Origin of the sequence: Ramlibacter monticola (assembly GCF_016722785.1) — a bacterium.
In the GTDB taxonomy this organism is placed as follows: Bacteria; Pseudomonadota; Gammaproteobacteria; order Burkholderiales; family Burkholderiaceae_C; genus Ramlibacter; species Ramlibacter monticola.
The window spans coordinates 131,983-147,515 of the sequence record NZ_JAEQNE010000008.1; the positions used below are offsets into that span (position 1 = coordinate 131,983).

Sequence of the window (15,533 nt, forward strand, 5' to 3'; positions counted from 1 at the left end):
CAAACTGGGAAGATGCCACGCGGGTAGCCGGGCTCGTTCCGGACCCTGTCTTTTTTGGGCCACCGGGCCGTAAAAAAACCCCAAACCCGAGCAGGGGCTTGGGGCTTTCCTTGCCTGGCGGCCGGTCGCGGGATCAGCCGCGCGCCGGGCGGATCACCAGGTAGCTGGCCAGCTCGCCGCGGCGCAGCAACAGCGGGATCGACTTGCTCTTGTCCAACTTGGCGATCGCGGCCTCGAATTCCTTCACGTTGCCGATCTCCGTGTTGCCGATGGCCGTGATGATGTCGCCCTCGCGCACGCCGGCGCGCTGCGCGGCGCCCTCGGCGACGGACTCCACGCGCACCCCGCCCTTCACCTTGGCATCCTTCTTCTGGGCCGCCGTGAGCTCGGTCACCACGATGCCGATCTGCTGCTGCGCCGGCGAGACCTGCGGCTTCATCTCGGGCGCGGCCGGCGTCTTGGCGCGCGCCGTGGCCTCCTGCTCGAACTCGGCCACCGTGACCTGCAGGTCGCGCGAGCCGCCGCGGCGGAACACGGTCATGTTCGCCTTGCTGCCCGGCTTGGTGTTGCCCACCATGCGCGGCAGGTCGGAGGCGCGCTCGATCTGCGTGCCGTTGAACTTGGTGATGATGTCGCCGGCCTCGATGCCCGCCTTGTCCGCCGGCGAGCCGCTCTCCACGCTGCGCACCAGCGCGCCCTGCGGGCGGCCGAGGCCGATCGATTCGGCGACGTCGCGCGTGACCTGGTCGATCTGCACGCCGATGCGGCCGCGCTGCACCCGGCCCGAGACGCGCAGCTGTTCGGCCACGCGGCTGGCCTCGTCGATCGGGATCGCGAACGAGATGCCCATGAAGCCGCCCGAGCGCGAGTAGATCTGGCTGTTGATGCCCACCACCTCGCCGCGCAGGTTGATCAGCGGGCCGCCGGAATTGCCGGGGTTGATCGCCACGTCGGTCTGGATGAAGGGCAGGTAGTCGCCGGTGTCGCGCCCCTTGGCGCTGACGATGCCCGCGGTCACGGTGTTCTCCAGGCCGAAGGGCGAGCCGATGGCCATCACCCACTCGCCGACCTTAAGCTTGTTCGGGTCGCCCACGCGCACGGCCGGCAGGCCGCTGGCGTCGATCTTGACCACGGCGACGTCGGTGCGCTTGTCCGAGCCGACGATCTTGGCCTTGAACTCGCGCTTGTCCGGCAGCGTGACCAGCACCTCGTCGGCGCCTTCCACCACGTGGGCGTTGGTCATCACGAAGCCGTCCTGGGTGAGGATGAAGCCGGAGCCGACGCCGCGCGGCTGCTCCTCGTCGCTGCCGCCGCGGTCACCGCGCGGATTGGGCCGCTGCCCGCGCGGCACGTTGGGCATGGGCACGCCGAAGAAGCGCCGGAAGAACTCCTGCATCTCTTCGTCCATCTGGCCCTGCGCGCCGCCGCCGCCGCCGCTGCGCGCGCGCTCCAGGGTGCGGATGTTGACCACCGCGGGACCGACCTGGTCCACCAGCTCGGTGAAATCGGGCAGGCCGGTCCGCGGTTGCGGGGCCGACTGCGCGAAGGCCGGCAGCGCGGGGGCGAATGCGGCCGCACCGGCGAAGGCCAGAGCCACCGCCAGTCCGCAGCCACGCAGGTTGTTCTTCCAATCCGTGCGGAACATGAAGACCTCTCCAGAAGGGCCAGACAAGACTAATAGCTGAGGATACGCCCACGCGAAAAGTTTCCGCGTCAGCCAAAGACGCATGTCAACTTTACGCTCGGGTTACGCGCGCTGCAGATGGGGGCTTATTTGCGCCGCTCAAGGCTGAGCGAGAAGGCCTTCAGCGTCGCCGGGGGGACCTCGCCCACCACGGTGACCCACGAATCCTGCACCCGGCGGGTGAGCGTATGGGTGGCGCCGCTGGCAAAGACCCCTTCGCGCAGGTGGCGCTGGCGGTCGTAGTCCTCGACGAAGATCGAGACCGAGGCGAGGCCGTCCGAGAAGATCCACTGCAGCACGCCCTCGGCGCGGCGCTTGTAGCAGCTCATGGCCTTGAAGCCCGCCACCGGCTGCCGCAGCGCCCAGCCTTCGGCGGCCGCGGTGGTCTTGACCGTGTCGGTCTTCTCCACGCGCCAGCCCTCGGGCACCAGCATCTGGTGCGCGAGCTTGTCCATGCGCACCGGCGCGTCGAGCTGCAGCTCCGAGAAGGCGGCCTGCTCCAGCACCCTGCCGGCGTCGTCGAGCGTCTGCAGCTTGACGACCAGCCCGCTCTGCTTCTCGCTCCAGATCCGGTAGCCGAAACGCAGGCCGTCCTTCGGCAGCACCTGGACGATGTCGGCGTCGAAGCCGGCGACCCGGTCGCTGCCCACGCGGCGCGCCGTGTAGAACTCGGGGATGGCGCTCTCGTCCGGGCGGACCAGCTCGGGGAACAGGCCCACCGTGTCGCGGCGCTCGGCGCGCACCGTCCTCTCTTCCGGCAGGAAGGTCAGCACCTCGTCGTCGCGGCGGAAGGTCGAGCGCCGCTCGCCCGACAGGGTGTCGATGCGTTCCACCTGGCGTTGGCCGTCGCAGGCATGCCAGATGCGCGCGCTGGCCATCGAGCCGTTGCTGGAGGAGACCACGAAGGTGCCGATATAGCTGCGCCTCAGCGAGGCATCCTGCATGCGGGCCAGCCATTCGCTCACGGTGCGCTCGTTGCGGCCGTCGGACGGCCGCGGATCGGGCAGCGCCGGCGCCGCCAGGACGGCCTGGGTGACGAGCAGCGTCAAGGCGCCGGACGCAAGCGCCAGGGCGCCACGCGCCAAGCGCCGGCGGGCGAGTGCGGGAGCTTGGACCCTCATCCTGCGCGGCTCAGCGGCCGGGGGCCTCGAAGGTGGCGTTGCGGATGAAGCCCGAGGACGTCTGCAGCAGGCCGGAGCCGCCGAACTGGCGGTGGACGGACAGCAGCTGGTCGAGGCGCGCGTCGCGGATCATGGCGGGGGCGCTCGCCTCCACCACCGCGGGCGCGGCTTCGGGTGCCGCGGCCAGTTGCGGCTGCGCGACCGGGGCGGCGCCGCCCCACATATTCCAGCCGACCGCGGCGACGGCGGCGACGGAGGCCACGCCGGCGGCGAGCTTCCAGATCCAGTCGTTGGCGGGGGGACGGGAAGTATCCACGACCGCCTGCACCGGGGCCGGCTGCGGGGCAGCGAGCGGCTTTTCTTCCTCCAGGCGCTCGCGCAGCCGGGCGAGGAAGGCTTCCGGGGCGCTGCCGGTGCAAGCCCGCCCGGTGCGCAACACCTCGCCCACCACGTGATAGCTGCACCAGGCCTGGCGCCCCCGCGCGTCGGCGCTTGCCGCCTGCACGGCCCGGGCGACGGCATCACCCTGCAGATGCCCGTCGGCCAAGGCCGAAATCAGTTCCTGGTTGTCCATCTTGTGATCCATCACTTCCATCCTGCGCGCCCGTCACCAGCGCTTGCCCGACTGGTTTTCCAGCAGGGGCTTGACCTTCGCCGAAATCGCCTCGCGGGCGCGGAAGATGCGCGAGCGGACCGTCCCGATCGGGCAATTCATCACTTCCGCGATCTCCTCGTAGCTCAGGCCTTCGATCTCGCGCAGCGTCACCGCCTGGCGAAGTTCGTCGGGCAGCGCCTCCATGGCCGAGTTGACCGTGGCGGCGATTTCCTTGGCCGCGAGCACCGTTTCCGGCGTTTCAGCGCTGGTTAGTTCGTTCTCGACGCCGGAAGTTTCTTCCTCATCATCGCCGCCCTTCAAGGCGCTCTCGGAGACCACTGGATCCCGCTTGAGGTCGACCAGGGCTTTTTTCGCGGTATTGACCGCGATCCGATACAGCCAGGTATAGAACTGCGCCTCGCCGCGGAACTGGGAGAGGGCGCGGTAGGCGCGGATGAAGGTTTCCTGGGCGATATCCTCGATCAGGTCGGTGTCGCGGACCATGCGGCCGATCAAGCGTTCGATGCGGCGCTGGTACTTCAGGACCAGGAGTTCGTAGGCGCGCTGGTCGCCCGCCACCGTGCGCTCCACCAGCATCAGGTCGGTGTCGCCGGACGAGGGTGCGGGAGCAACGGGAGGCGTCTTGGTCATTGTCAGGCCGTCGGCGGCTCGCCGGCTGGGGGCACGGGCGTGCCGGCGCGCGAATATACCGCACGCCGCAGCGCCTCCCAGTGCGCGGGAGCGCGGGCCCGTTCCAGCCAGAACCAGCGCGCGCCGCCCTCTTCCGCCTGCCAGCGAAGCAACAGCCGATTCTGCAGGTCCAGCGCGATCTCGGGGTGGCCGGGACGCAGCCCGCCGCCTTCTTCCACCCCTTCCTGCCAGCCCCAGGCCACTCCGTTCCAGCGCAGGGTGCCGGTGGGCGAGCGCCACCAGGCGGCGAGCGCCACCGCCCCGCAGCCGGCGGCCGCCGCGAAGGCCAGCGCCTGCCGCCAGCCGGCCGGCACCGGCTGCAGCGTCCATGCCGCGGCCACGAGCAGGCCGAGCGCGGTGAGCCCCGCGGCGAGCGCGAGCGCGAATGCGCTGCGCCCCACCGGATAGTTCACCGATGGGGCCGCATGCATGAGTCAGCGGGCGCTAGATGCGCTTGAAGACGAGCGAACCGTTGGTGCCGCCGAAGCCGAAGTTGTTCTTCAGCGCCACGTCGATCTTCATGTCCCGCGCCGTGTTGGCGCAGTAGTCCAGGTCGCATTCCGGGTCCTGGTTGAAGATGTTGATGGTGGGCGGGCTCTTCTGGTCGTGGATCGCCAGCACCGTGAACACCGACTCGATGCCGCCCGCGCCGCCCAGCAGGTGGCCGGTCATGGACTTGGTCGAGTTGACGACGACCTTCTTGGCGGCCTCGCCGAGCGCGAGCTTGATGGCGTTCGTCTCGTTCACGTCCCCCAGCGGCGTGGAGGTGCCGTGGGCGTTGAGGTACTGGACCTGGTCCGGGTTGACCCCGGCGTTCTTCAGCGCGGCGATCATGGACCGCTTGGGGCCGTCCACGTTCGGGGCGGTCATGTGGTACGCGTCGGCGCTCATGCCGAAGCCGGCCACTTCCGCGTAGATCTTCGCGCCCCGCTTCTTCGCGTGCTCGTACTCCTCCAGCACCATGACGCCGCCGCCCTCGCCCAGCACGAAACCGTCGCGGTCCTTGTCCCAGGGGCGGGACGCGGTCTTCGGGTCGTCGTTGCGGGTGGACAGCGCGCGGGCCGCGGCGAAGCCGCCGATGCCCATCATGGAGACGCACGATTCCGCGCCGCCGGCGACCATGACGTCGGCGTCACCCGCCTCGATCAGGCGCGCGGAAAGGCCGATCGCGTGCAGGCCCGTCGTGCAGGCCGTCACCACGGCGATGTTGGCGCCCTGGAAGCCGTGCCGGATCGACACGTGGCCCGAGATCATGTTGATGATCGAGGCCGGCACGAAGAACGGCGAGATGCGGCGGGGGCCGCGGTTCATCAGCTCGGTGTGCGTTTCCTCGATCATCGGCAGGCCGCCGATGCCGGAACCGATGTTCACGCCGATGCGCTGGGCGAGTTCGGGATCGAGCTGGTCGCCCGTGGGCAGGCCGGCGTCCTTGATCGCCTGGTCGGCCGCGGCGAGGCCGAGGTGGATGAAGCGGTCCATGTGCCGGGCTTCCTTTTCCGGCATGTAGTCCGCCACATTGAAGTTGCGGACCTCGCCCGCGAACCTCACCGACAGGGAACTGGCATCGAAGGACGCGACAAGGTCGATCCCGCTGCGGCCCGCCAGCAGGTTGGCCCAGGCTTCGGTGACCGTATTACCGACCGGGCTGACGCAGCCCAGTCCCGTCACGACGACGCGGCGACGCATCTTTGTCTCAGGCCTTCTGGTGGGCGTTGGCGTAGTCGATGGCGTTCTGCACCGTCGTGATCTTCTCGGCGTCTTCGTCCGGGATCTCGATGCCGAACTCGTCCTCGAGGGCCATCACGAGTTCCACCGTGTCCAGAGAGTCGGCACCGAGATCGGCCACGAAGGACTTCTCATTGGTGACCTGGGACTCTTCCACGCCGAGTTGCTCGGCGATGATTTTCTTGACACGTGCTTCGATATCGCTCATTGGGTGCCCTCTAAGGGTTTGTGTTGAATCCGCGATTTTAAGCCGGGCGGAGTTTCCGGCTGGGGTACCTTGGCCTGCGGCGCCTGTGCGGAATGCCGCTCAGGCCATGAACATGCCACCGTTGACGTGGATTTCCTGGCCGCTCACGTAGCCGGCCTGGGGCGAGGCGAGCCAGGCCACCGCGTGCGCGATGTCGGCGGGCTTGCCCAGGTGGCCCAGCGGGATCTGGCCCAGCAGGGCCTTCTGCTGTTCCTCCGGCAGGGCCGCCGTCATGTCGGTTTCGATGAAGCCGGGGGCCACGCAATTGACCGTGATCCCGCGGCTGCCGAGCTCGCGCGCCAGCGCGCGGGTCATGCCCGCCACGCCGGCCTTGGCGGCGGCGTAGTTCGCCTGGCCCGGGTTGCCCGAGGCGCCCACCACGCTGGTGATGCTGACGATGCGGCCGTAGCGCTGCTTCATCATCGTGCGCATCACGGCGCGGCTGGTCCGGAAGACGGCCTTCAGGTTGGTGTCCAGCACCGCGTCCCAGTCGTCGTCCTTCATGCGCATGGCGAGCGTGTCGCGCGTGATGCCGGCATTGTTCACCAGCACGTGCAGCCCGCCATGCTCCCTGGCGATGGCGTCGATCAGCGCTTCGGCCGCGGCGGCGTCGTTGACGTCCAGTTTCGCGCCCTTGCAGCCGGCGAACTGCGACAGAGCCGCCGTGATCTTGCCGGCGCCGTCGTCGCTGGTGGCCGTGCCGATCACCTTCATGCCGCGGGCAGCGAGTTCGTGCGCGATGGCCTGGCCGATGCCGCGCGAGGCGCCCGTGACCAGGGCGACCTGGCCCTGCATGGTGGGAGTCGTCATTGCACGAGGCCCTTTGCTTCGTTGAGGGACGCGGGGTCGTATACCGCGCCGGTGGTCAGCGTGCCGTCGATGCGCTTCGCCAGGCCGGCCAGCACCTTGCCCGGGCCGCATTCGAGGATAGTGGTGACGCCCTGCGCCTGGATCGCGCGCACGCACTCGACCCAGCGCACCGGGCCGAAGGCCTGCTCGTACAGGGCGCCGCGGATGCGGTCGGGATCGGTCTCGGCCTTCACCTCGATGTTGTTGATCACCGGGATGCGGGGAGCCTGCAGGGCGGTCTGCGCCAGGCGCTCGCGCAGCCGCTCGGCGGCCGGCTTCATCAGGCTGGAGTGGAAGGGCGCCGAGACGGGCAACGGCAGCGCGCGCTTGGCCCCCGCGGCCTTCAGCACCTCGCAGGCCTTGTCGACGGCCGCCTTGCTGCCGGCGATCACGGTCTGCGCGGGATCGTTGAAGTTGACGGCTTCCACCACTTCGCTGGTGTTCGTCTCGAAGCTGCGAACGGCCTGCGCGCAGCCTTCGATCACCTTCTGCGCGTCCAGGCCCAGGATGGCGGCCATCGCGCCGGTGCCCACCGGCACCGCGTCCTGCATCGCCTGCGCGCGGAAGCGCACCAGCGGGGCGGCGTCGGCCAGCGCCAGCGCGCCGGCGGCGACCAGCGCCGTGTACTCGCCGAGCGAGTGGCCCGCCAGCACGGCCGGCTCGGGGCCGCCCTCGGCGATCCACGCGCGGTAGGCCGCGATGCCGGCGACCAGCATCACCGGTTGCGTGTTGGTGGTGAGGGCCAGCGCCTCCTTGGGGCCTTCCTTGATCAGGCGCGCGACATCCTCGCCCAGGGCGTCGGAGGCTTCCTTCAGCGTCTGCACCACGGCGGGATGGTCGCCCCAGCCGTCGAGCATGCCGACGGCCTGCGAGCCCTGGCCGGGAAAGACGAAAGCGAACGGTTTCATGGCAGTCGGTCTTCGAATTTGAATGGGGGAAAAAATGGGGTCAGATTCCAATTTCGCGGAGCGAATGCGCGCGGCCTGCAGGCCGGCGGCGCTGCGCGCCGCTGCGAAATTGGAATCTGACCCCCATTTTTAGAAGTCCAGCAGCACGGCGCCCCAGGTGAAACCGCCGCCGACGCCTTCCAGCATCAGCGTGTCACCCTTGCGGATCTTGCCCGTGCGCACCGCCGTATCGAGCGCCAGCGGGATCGAGGCGGCGGAGGTGTTGCCGTGCTCGTCGACGGTCACGATGACCTTGTCCTGCGGCAGCTTCAGCTTGCGCGCGGTGCCCAGCATGATGCGGATGTTGGCCTGGTGCGGCACCAGCCAGTCGATGTCGGCTTCGGTCTTGCCGGCCTTGGCCAGGGTGGCGCGCGCGGCCTCTTCCAGCACACCCACGGCCAGCTTGAACACGGCCTGGCCGTCCATTCGCAGCAGGGGATTGCCGTGCACCTTGCCGCCGAACACGCCGCCCGGCACGCAGAGGATCTCCACGTGCTTGCCGTCCGCGTGCAGGTCGGTCGCCAGGATTCCGGGCGTGTCGGAGGCTTCCAGCACCACCGCGCCGGCGCCGTCGCCGAACAGGACGCAGGTCGTGCGGTCCTCGAAGTCGAGGATGCGCGAGAAGACCTCGGAACCGATCACCAGGGCGCGGTTCGCCGAGCCGGTGCGGATCATCGCGTCGGCCACGGTGAGCGCGTAGACGAAGCCGCTGCACACGGCCTGCACGTCGAACGCGGGGCAGCCGGCGATGCCCAGCTTGTTCTGCAGGATGCAGGCGGTGGAGGGGAACACCATGTCCGGCGTGGACGTGGCGACGATGATCAGGTCGATCTCGGAGGCCGTGCGGCCGGCGGACTCCAGCGCCTGGCGCGCGGCATGCACGCCCAGTTCGCTGCTCGTCACGTCGGGATCGGCGAAGTGGCGCGCGCGGATGCCGGTGCGCTCCACGATCCAGTCGTCGGAGGTCTCGATGCCGCGTGCAGCCAGCTGCACCGCCAGGTCCGCGTTCGTGACGCGCTTCGGGGGCAGGTAGCTGCCGGTCCCCGTGATCCGGGAATATCGGGTCATTTCTCAGTCAGTGGTGACCGGTAGCGGCGGCACCTCGGTGGTGCCCGCCAGCAGCGGCCGCGCATGGGCGATGCGCGCCTGCACCCGGTCCAGCAGATTATGCCGGGCCGCATCATAAGCTCGGACCAGGGCCTGCTCGAAGGCCAGTTCGTCGGCCGAGCCGTGGCTCTTGAAGACGAGCCCGCGCAGCCCCAACAGGGCCGCGCCGTTGTAGCGGCGGTGGTCGACGCGCTTCTTGAACGCGTGCAGCACCGGCAGGGAGACGAGCGCGGCCAGCTTGGTCAGCGGATTGCGCGTGAACTCCTCCTTCAGGAAGCCGCCGATCATCGAGGCCAGGCCTTCGCTGGTCTTGAGCATCACGTTGCCGACGAAGCCGTCGCACACCACGATGTCGGTGGTGCCCTTGAAGATGTCGTTGCCTTCCACGTTGCCGTAGAAGTTCAGGTCGCCGGCGCTGCCTGCGGCGCGCAGCAGCTCGCCGGCCTTCTTGATCACCTCGCTGCCCTTGATGGCTTCCTCGCCGATGTTCAGCAGGCCTACCGAGGGACTGTCGTTCTCCGTCAGGGCGGAGGCGAGCGCGGAACCGAGCACCGCGAACTGCAACAGGTGCTGCTCGGTGCAGTCGACGTTGGCGCCGAGATCCAGCACCGTCGTGGCGCCGCCCTTCGCATTGGGCAGGCCGTAGGCGATGGCGGGGCGGTCGATGCCTTCGACCGTCTTCAGCACGTAGCGGGCGAGCGCCATCAGCGCGCCGGTGTTGCCGGCGGAGACGGCGGCCTGGGCCTGGCCTTCCTTCACCTGCTGGATCGCCACCCGCATCGAAGAGTCCTTCTTCTTGCGCAGGGCGACCTCGACCGGGTCGTCCATCGCCACCACTTCGGAGGCGGGCACGACGCGGGCGCGGGGATGGTGGAAGGACTCGAGCGCCGCGGGCGCGCCCACGAGGAGCAGCTGCGCCTCGGGATGCGCATCGAGGAAGTGGCGGCACGCGACGAGCGTGACGCGGGGGCCGTGGTCGCCCCCCATGCAATCGACAGCCAGGATGGTCGTCATGGCCTCAACTGTAGAGCCAACGGGTGCTTGCAAGAAAAAAGCCCGGCTTGCCAAGGCAAACCGGGCCTGTTGCCGGATTCGGGGATCAGGCGTCGTTCTTCGTCTTGACGACCTTGCGGCCGCGGTAGAAGCCCGTGGGGCTGATGTGGTGGCGCAGGTGGGTTTCGCCCGTGGTGGGCTCCACGGCGATGCCCGGCACGGTCAGGGCGTTGTGGGAACGGTGCATGCCGCGCTTGGAAGGCGACTTCTTGTTTTGCTGGACGGCCATGGCGGGCTCCTGGAATCTCGGTGCTGCAGCCAGGTGCCGGCTGCGGCGGGTTGATCGGTTCGACGTAGTGCGCCGGGGGCGGGGCGCCTGCGAGGCTGCCCGCGGGTCCGGCGGCAAAGCACGGGACCCTTCTGACGCGAAGCCCGCAATTATAGCCCAAGATGACGATCCCGCTATTTGCCCGGTTTCAGGCGGCCGAGGATGGCGAACGGATTCTCCTTTTCGGCCGGTGCCGCGTCGAAGTCGGCGTCCGCCGCGGACATTTTCACGGGCTCGGGGCAGACGTCGTGGCGCGGCGCGACGGGTACCTCCATCAGGAGCTCGTCCTCCACCAGTTCCACCAGGTCGAAGCTGCGGCTCAGCACCAGCAGGTCCTCCTCCGTCTCGTCGTCCTGCGCCGCGGCCGTCGCCTCGTCGGGCACGAAGCGGAAGGAGCGGCGCACCTCCAGCGGCACGTCCACCGGGTGCAGGCAGCGCTGGCACACGAGCGGCATCACCGTGTCGGCCTCGAGGTGCACCCACACCTCGGGCTGGTGGCGCTGGGGGTTCAGCAGTTCGCCGCGGGCGCGCCAGCGCACGTTGCGGGCGTGTTCCGCCTCCTGGGTTTCCGCGACGAGCCGACCGAAGCTGCGCAGGTGCTCGCTGGTGTCGATCTCTCCGCCCTCCTCGGCGAAACGGCGCACGTCCAGGCGGTGCGGGTCGAAATCCTTGGCCATGAATTCAGTGTAAGAGAATCGGCGGCATGGCCTTGTCTTCCGTCGTCCCACAGAGCCGTGCGCTCGTGCTCGGTTCCACGTCGGTGTATCGCCGCGAGTTGCTCGCGCGCCTTCGCCTGCCGTTCAGCATCGAACCGCCGTTCGTCGACGAGTCGCCGCTGGCGCACGAAACGCCTGAACAGTTGGCCCGCCGCCTCGCGGCCGCCAAGGCCGCCGCGGTGGCGCACAGGCACCCGGCCGCCATCGTGATCGGCTCCGACCAGGTCGCCGACCTCGACGGCGAGCCGCTGGGCAAGCCGGGCAACCACGCCAACGCCGTCGCCCAGTTGCAGCGCATGAGCGGCCGCGTGGTGACCTTCCAGACCGCGCTGACCGTGATGTGCGAGGAAACCGGCTTCGTGCAGCACGAGCTCGCGCCGGTGCGCGTGCGCTTCCGCGAGCTGGAGGCCGCCGAGATCGAGGCCTACCTGCTGGCCGAACAGCCCTACGACTGCGCCGGCAGCGCGCGCAGCGAAGGCCTGGGCATCGCGCTGCTGGACGCGATCGACAGCGACGACCCGACGGCGCTGGTGGGCCTGCCCTTGATCCGCACCTGCCGCATGCTGCGCGCCGCCGGCCTGCGCGTGTTCTGATGGCGGGCCGCCTCTACCTGGTGCCGGCGCCGCTGGACTTCGGCTGCGATCCGCCGGTGGCGATCGCCGAGGTGCTGCCGGCCGGCACGATCGCCGTCGCGGCGCGCCTCACGCACTGGATCTGCGAGAACGCGAAGACCGCGCGCGCCTACCTGAAGCGCGTGGGCGAGGCGCAGCCGCTCGCGCTGCCGCTGCAGCAGCAGCGCATCGCGGAGCTGCCGCGCGAGGTGCACAAGAAGGGCGACCACAAGCCTTCGTCCTTCGATGCGCGCCCGCTGCTGCAGGCGGCGACGGAGGGCGAGGACATGGGCCTGCTGAGCGAAGCGGGCATGCCGGCCATCGCCGATCCCGGATCTTCCGTCGTGCGGGCCGCGCACGAACTCGGGATCGAGGTGGTCCCGCTGGTGGGGCCGGTGTCGCTGCTGCTGACGCTGGCGGCGAGCGGGCTGAACGGGCAGAACTTCGCCTTCGTCGGCTACCTGCCGCAGGACGGCGCGGCGCGGGCGCAGCGCCTGCGCGAGCTGGAAGCCCTGGCGCTGCGCACAGGGCAGACGCAGCTGTTCATCGAGACGCCGTACCGCAACGAGGCGGTGTGGCAGGCGCTGCTGCAGGCACTGAAGCCGCAGACGCGGGTGGCGGTGGGCTCGGGGCTGACGCTGCCGACCGCGAGCTGCCGCAGTGCGGCGGTGGCGGCGTGGAAGATCCAGCCGGCTCCCGTGCGCAACGACGTGCCCGCGGTGTTCGCGATCGGCGCCTGATCAGCGCAGCGCCGGGGCTTCGCGCAGCGCCTTCACGGCGCCCTCGCCCATCGCCGCGCCGAAGCGCTTGGCCAGCTTCTCGGCCACGTTCTCGTGGCGCGTGTAGTCCACGAGTTCCTCCGCCTTGATCACCTCGCGGGCGACGTAGTCCAGGTTGCCCAGCTGGTCGGCCAGGCCCAGGTCCACCGCCTGCTGGCCGGTCCAGAACAGGCCGCTGAACAGCTCCGGCACTTCCTTCAGGCGCTTGCCGCGGCCGGTGCGCACGACGTCGATGAACTGGCGGTGCACCACGTCCAGCATCTGCTGGGCGTGCGCGCGGTGGCGGTCGGTCTGCGGGCTGAACGGGTCGAGGAAGCCCTTGTTCTCGCCCGCCGTGAACAGGCGGCGTTCCACGCCCAGCTTGTCCATCAGGCCGACGAAGCCGAAGCCCTCCATCAGCACGCCGATGCTGCCCACCATGCTGGCCTTGTCGACGAAGATGCGGTCGGCCGAGACGGCGATGTAGTAGGCGGCGGAGGCGCAGGACTCCTCGACGACGGCATACAGCGGCTTCTTGTAGCGGGCCTTCAGCCGCCGCAGTTCGTCGTTGATGATGCCGGCCTGCACCGGGCTGCCGCCCGGCGAATTGATCAGGAGCACCACGCCCTGCGCGCCCTGGTCCTCGAAGGCGGCCTTCGCCGCGGCCACGATGAATTCGGCGCTGGCCTCGCTCTTGGGGCCGATCTCGCCGTCGATCTCGATCACCGCCGTGTGCGGCGTCGCCTTGTCGGCGCCGGGGGAGCCGCGGTAGGTGAGCGTCCAGATCACGACGATGAAGAAGGCGAGCCACGCGAGCCGCACGAAGGTGCGCCAGCGGCGCTGGGCCTTCTGCTCCTCCAGCGTGGCGAACAGCAGCTTCTCCAGCGTGTTGCGCTCCCAGCCGGGAATGCCCTCGGCCCGCGGCGTGCTGGCGACGGGCGCGGCGGGCGTGGTCGGCGGCGGCGCCGGCGGCAGGTCGGAATCGTTGTTCATGTCAGAAGGTGACCGGTTTCAGGTTGAAGGCAGTATGCCAGTGCACCACGCCCTCGCTTTCGCTCGTCGCGATGCGCACCAGAGGTCCCCGGCAGGGGCCGCCCGCGCAGGCGCCGGTGTCGGGGTGGTAGACAGCGCCGTGCGTGCCGCACAGGAGCCAGCGGCCGCTGTCGTCGAAGAACCGGTCCGGTTGCCAGTCCATTTCCATGGCCACGTGCGCGCAGCGATTCAGGTAGGCGTGGACCTGGCCCTTCCAGCGGATCGCGAAGGCGCGGCAGGTCTGGCCTCCATAGTTCACGTCGAAGGACACCGCGAGGCCCCCATCGACGAGCTCGCCCGAATTGCACAGGGGAATGGGCTCGGCGTCCATGCCTTCAGGCGTTTTCCAGCAGCCAGTCGTGCAGCTCGCGCACCGAGTGCACGACGGCGCGCGGCGACAGGGCCTCGAAACCGTCCGTCGCATGGGCCCCGTAGCCGACCCCGAGGCTGGCGCAGCCCGCATTGAGCGCCATCTGCAGGTCGTGCGTCGTGTCGCCGACCATCAGCGTCCGTTCGGGTTCGGCGCCGAATTCGCGCATCAGCTCCAGCAGCATGCGCGGATCGGGCTTGCCGGCGGTCTCGTCGGCGGTGCGCGAGCCGTCGAACACGCCGGCGAGCTGCGCCGATTTGAGCGCCTCGTCGAGGCCCCGGCGCGACTTGCCCGTGGCCACGGCCAGCCAGTGGTGGCGTTCGCGCAGCTGCGCCAGCATGGGCAGCACGCCGTCGAACAGGGTGATGTCGTCCTGGTGCGCCAGGTAGTGCTTGCGGTAGTGCGAGCCCAGTTCGGCGTAGCGTTCGCGCGGCACGTCGGGGGCGGCGTGCGCCAGCGCGTCCATCAGGCCCATGCCGATCACGTAGGCGGCAGCCTCGTCGGTGGGCACGGCGCCGCCCACGTCCGCCACCGCCTGCTGGATGCAGCGGACGATGATCTTCGTGGAGTCGAACAGCGTGCCGTCCCAGTCAAAGGCGATCAGGTCGTACTGGCGCGGGCGGGATTCGGGCATGGTCGGTGAATTTCTGCAGCTCCGGCGGCAGCGGCGCCTGCAGCGCGATGCGTTCGCCGGTGGCCGGGTGATCGAACTGTAACCGCCATGCGTGCAGGAACATGCGGCGCAGGCCCTGCCGGGCCAGGACCTTGTTCAGTTCGAAGTCGCCGTACTTGTCGTCGCCGAGGATCGGATGGCCGGCGCTGGCGAGGTGGACGCGGATCTGGTGGGTGCGGCCGGTCTTGATGGTGACTTCGAGCAGCGAGGCCCCCTCGCCCCGGCCCTCTCCCGCAGGCGGGAGAGGCAGCGCCTGGGCGACCTTGACCAGGGTGATCGAGCGCATGCCGTCCGGGTCGTCCCTGGCCACGACTCGGACGCGGCGCTCGCCGTCGGCCTGCAGGTACTTGTGCAGGGGCTGGTCGATCACCTTCTTGTTGGCGGGCCAGGCGCCGGCCACCAGGGCCAGGTAGGTCTTGCCGGTCTCGCGCTCGCGGAACTGGTCCTGCAGCTTCGTGAGGGCGGAGCGCTTCTTCGCCACCAGCAGGATGCCGGAGGTCTCGCGGTCCAGCCGGTGCACCAGTTCGAGGAACTTCGCCGCGGGCCGGGCCTGCCTCAGCTGCTCGATCACCCCGAAGCTGACGCCGCTGCCCCCGTGGACCGCCACGCCGGCCGGCTTGTCGATGGCCACCAGGTGCTCGTCCTCGAACAGGAGCGGGAATTCCCGCGCGGGCGCCGGCTTTTCGGCCTTGAGCGCCGCGGCCTCGGACATCCGCACCGGCGGGATCCGCACGATGTCGCCGTTCTCCACCCGGGCATCGGCGGAGGAGCGGCCCTTGTTCACCCGCACCTCGCCGGAGCGGATGATCCGGTAGACGTGCGTCTTCGGGACGCCCTTGAGCATCCGGATCAGGAAATTGTCCAGGCGCTGGCCGGCCGACTCCTCCCCGACGGTCAGGAATTGGACCTCGGCGCTTGCAGGGGGCGAACCGCCCCCTATAATCTGTTTCACCAGGGTAACGCTGTAAGTGGTTGATTTGGCTGGCAGTTTAGTCCACGCCCACCACCGAGGCACTGGCAGGTCGATGCCACCGGTACCGACGCGCGCACAAATAGGGCCATTTGGCCTCCGTAGCGTGCGCCCGGC

Annotated in this window: 19 protein-coding genes; 2 read left to right on the forward strand and 17 right to left on the reverse strand. The window is 69.6% G+C overall.

The window, feature by feature from the left end; translation table 11 throughout:
* Positions 1-133: 133 nt before the first annotated feature.
* From JJ685_RS25020 to JJ685_RS25080, 13 genes are all read right to left on the reverse strand, one after another.
* Positions 134-1,645, reverse strand: a complete 1,512-nt coding sequence (locus JJ685_RS25020) for a DegQ family serine endoprotease (RefSeq protein ID WP_201677094.1) — start codon at positions 1,643-1,645, stop codon at positions 134-136.
* A 125-nt stretch (positions 1,646-1,770) separates the two neighbouring features.
* Positions 1,771-2,805 carry a MucB/RseB C-terminal domain-containing protein gene (locus tag JJ685_RS25025; RefSeq protein ID WP_201677095.1) on the reverse strand — a complete coding sequence of 345 codons (1,035 nt, stop codon included), beginning with the start codon at positions 2,803-2,805 and terminating at the stop codon, positions 1,771-1,773.
* Positions 2,806-2,815: 10 nt separating this feature from the next.
* Positions 2,816-3,391: a sigma-E factor negative regulatory protein gene (locus JJ685_RS25030; RefSeq protein WP_201677096.1), complete on the reverse strand. Its 576-nt coding sequence runs from the start codon at positions 3,389-3,391 to the stop codon at positions 2,816-2,818.
* Between the two features lie 21 nt (positions 3,392-3,412).
* Positions 3,413-4,051 (reverse strand): RNA polymerase sigma factor RpoE, encoded by a 639-nt coding sequence (rpoE, locus tag JJ685_RS25035; protein ID WP_201677097.1) that lies wholly within the window; start codon positions 4,049-4,051, stop codon positions 3,413-3,415.
* A gap of 2 nt (positions 4,052-4,053) precedes the next feature.
* Complete coding sequence (locus JJ685_RS25040) at positions 4,054-4,503, reverse strand: hypothetical protein (RefSeq protein WP_201677098.1); 450 nt, start codon at positions 4,501-4,503, stop codon at positions 4,054-4,056.
* Positions 4,504-4,534: 31 nt separating this feature from the next.
* Positions 4,535-5,776 carry a beta-ketoacyl-ACP synthase II gene (gene fabF / locus JJ685_RS25045; RefSeq protein ID WP_201677099.1) on the reverse strand — a complete coding sequence of 414 codons (1,242 nt, stop codon included), beginning with the start codon at positions 5,774-5,776 and terminating at the stop codon, positions 4,535-4,537.
* Between the two features lie 7 nt (positions 5,777-5,783).
* Positions 5,784-6,023: an acyl carrier protein gene (gene acpP / locus JJ685_RS25050; protein ID WP_201677100.1), complete on the reverse strand. Its 240-nt coding sequence runs from the start codon at positions 6,021-6,023 to the stop codon at positions 5,784-5,786.
* 99 nt (positions 6,024-6,122) lie between these two features.
* Positions 6,123-6,872, reverse strand: coding sequence for a 3-oxoacyl-ACP reductase FabG (gene fabG / locus JJ685_RS25055; protein WP_201677101.1), 750 nt, complete (start codon positions 6,870-6,872; stop codon positions 6,123-6,125).
* On the reverse strand, positions 6,869-7,819 hold the full coding sequence (gene fabD / locus JJ685_RS25060; protein ID WP_201677102.1) for an ACP S-malonyltransferase: 951 nt from the start codon (positions 7,817-7,819) through the stop codon (positions 6,869-6,871). Before fabD ends, fabG begins: the two co-directional genes overlap by 4 nt.
* A gap of 129 nt (positions 7,820-7,948) precedes the next feature.
* Positions 7,949-8,926 carry a beta-ketoacyl-ACP synthase III gene (locus JJ685_RS25065; protein WP_201677103.1) on the reverse strand — a complete coding sequence of 326 codons (978 nt, stop codon included), beginning with the start codon at positions 8,924-8,926 and terminating at the stop codon, positions 7,949-7,951.
* A gap of 3 nt (positions 8,927-8,929) precedes the next feature.
* Entirely contained in the window at positions 8,930-9,979 is a 1,050-nt protein-coding gene (gene plsX / locus JJ685_RS25070; protein ID WP_201677104.1) for a phosphate acyltransferase PlsX, read from the reverse strand.
* Positions 9,980-10,064: 85 nt separating this feature from the next.
* Positions 10,065-10,247, reverse strand: a complete 183-nt coding sequence (gene rpmF, locus JJ685_RS25075; protein WP_201677105.1) for a 50S ribosomal protein L32 — start codon at positions 10,245-10,247, stop codon at positions 10,065-10,067.
* Positions 10,248-10,420: 173 nt separating this feature from the next.
* The gene (locus JJ685_RS25080; protein WP_201677106.1) at positions 10,421-10,963 is read right to left on the reverse strand and encodes a YceD family protein; all 543 of its coding nucleotides are present in this window, start codon (positions 10,961-10,963) and stop codon (positions 10,421-10,423) included.
* A gap of 26 nt (positions 10,964-10,989) precedes the next feature.
* On the opposite strand from JJ685_RS25080, the gene JJ685_RS25085 reads away from it, so the two are divergent.
* Together JJ685_RS25085 and JJ685_RS25090 are read left to right on the forward strand one after the other, a co-directional pair.
* Positions 10,990-11,595, forward strand: a complete 606-nt coding sequence (locus tag JJ685_RS25085) for a Maf family nucleotide pyrophosphatase (protein WP_201677107.1) — start codon at positions 10,990-10,992, stop codon at positions 11,593-11,595.
* A complete protein-coding gene (locus JJ685_RS25090) occupies positions 11,595-12,353 on the forward strand; it encodes an SAM-dependent methyltransferase (protein WP_201677108.1) in 759 nt (252 codons plus the stop codon). The genes JJ685_RS25085 and JJ685_RS25090 overlap by 1 nt, the downstream gene beginning before the upstream one ends.
* Here JJ685_RS25090 and JJ685_RS25095 read toward each other — a convergent pair whose 3' ends face one another.
* Genes JJ685_RS25095 through JJ685_RS25110 form a run of 4 tightly spaced genes read right to left on the reverse strand, consistent with a single transcriptional unit; the run spans position 12,354 to position 15,398 of the window.
* Positions 12,354-13,364, reverse strand: coding sequence for a S49 family peptidase (locus tag JJ685_RS25095; protein ID WP_201677109.1), 1,011 nt, complete (start codon positions 13,362-13,364; stop codon positions 12,354-12,356).
* A gap of 1 nt (position 13,365) precedes the next feature.
* On the reverse strand, positions 13,366-13,734 hold the full coding sequence (locus JJ685_RS25100; RefSeq protein WP_201677110.1) for a Rieske (2Fe-2S) protein: 369 nt from the start codon (positions 13,732-13,734) through the stop codon (positions 13,366-13,368).
* Positions 13,735-13,738: 4 nt separating this feature from the next.
* A complete protein-coding gene (locus tag JJ685_RS25105) occupies positions 13,739-14,407 on the reverse strand; it encodes an HAD family hydrolase (RefSeq protein ID WP_201677111.1) in 669 nt (222 codons plus the stop codon).
* A complete protein-coding gene (locus JJ685_RS25110; RefSeq protein WP_408015496.1) occupies positions 14,364-15,398 on the reverse strand; it encodes an RluA family pseudouridine synthase in 1,035 nt (344 codons plus the stop codon). Before JJ685_RS25110 ends, JJ685_RS25105 begins: the two co-directional genes overlap by 44 nt.
* Positions 15,399-15,533: the final 135 nt, after the last annotated feature.

Bases quoted from the DNA above. Each gene is read 5' to 3' on its own strand.
- JJ685_RS25020 (WP_201677094.1), bottom strand. From the start codon at position 1,645: ATGTTCCGCACGGATTGGAAGAACAACCTGCGTGGCTGCGGACTGGCG.
- JJ685_RS25025 (WP_201677095.1), bottom strand. From the start codon at position 2,805: ATGAGGGTCCAAGCTCCCGCACTCGCCCGCCGGCGCTTGGCGCGTGGC.
- JJ685_RS25030 (WP_201677096.1), bottom strand. From the start codon at position 3,391: ATGGATCACAAGATGGACAACCAGGAACTGATTTCGGCCTTGGCCGAC.
- rpoE (WP_201677097.1), bottom strand. From the start codon at position 4,051: ATGACCAAGACGCCTCCCGTTGCTCCCGCACCCTCGTCCGGCGACACC.
- fabF (WP_201677099.1), bottom strand. From the start codon at position 5,776: ATGCGTCGCCGCGTCGTCGTGACGGGACTGGGCTGCGTCAGCCCGGTC.
- acpP (WP_201677100.1), bottom strand. From the start codon at position 6,023: ATGAGCGATATCGAAGCACGTGTCAAGAAAATCATCGCCGAGCAACTC.
- fabG (WP_201677101.1), bottom strand. From the start codon at position 6,872: ATGACGACTCCCACCATGCAGGGCCAGGTCGCCCTGGTCACGGGCGCC.
- fabD (WP_201677102.1), bottom strand. From the start codon at position 7,819: ATGAAACCGTTCGCTTTCGTCTTTCCCGGCCAGGGCTCGCAGGCCGTC.
- JJ685_RS25065 (WP_201677103.1), bottom strand. From the start codon at position 8,926: ATGACCCGATATTCCCGGATCACGGGGACCGGCAGCTACCTGCCCCCG.
- plsX (WP_201677104.1), bottom strand. From the start codon at position 9,979: ATGACGACCATCCTGGCTGTCGATTGCATGGGGGGCGACCACGGCCCC.
- rpmF (WP_201677105.1), bottom strand. From the start codon at position 10,247: ATGGCCGTCCAGCAAAACAAGAAGTCGCCTTCCAAGCGCGGCATGCAC.
- JJ685_RS25080 (WP_201677106.1), bottom strand. From the start codon at position 10,963: ATGGCCAAGGATTTCGACCCGCACCGCCTGGACGTGCGCCGTTTCGCC.
- JJ685_RS25085 (WP_201677107.1), top strand. From the start codon at position 10,990: ATGGCCTTGTCTTCCGTCGTCCCACAGAGCCGTGCGCTCGTGCTCGGT.
- JJ685_RS25090 (WP_201677108.1), top strand. From the start codon at position 11,595: ATGGCGGGCCGCCTCTACCTGGTGCCGGCGCCGCTGGACTTCGGCTGC.
- JJ685_RS25095 (WP_201677109.1), bottom strand. From the start codon at position 13,364: ATGAACAACGATTCCGACCTGCCGCCGGCGCCGCCGCCGACCACGCCC.
- JJ685_RS25100 (WP_201677110.1), bottom strand. From the start codon at position 13,734: ATGGACGCCGAGCCCATTCCCCTGTGCAATTCGGGCGAGCTCGTCGAT.
- JJ685_RS25105 (WP_201677111.1), bottom strand. From the start codon at position 14,407: ATGCCCGAATCCCGCCCGCGCCAGTACGACCTGATCGCCTTTGACTGG.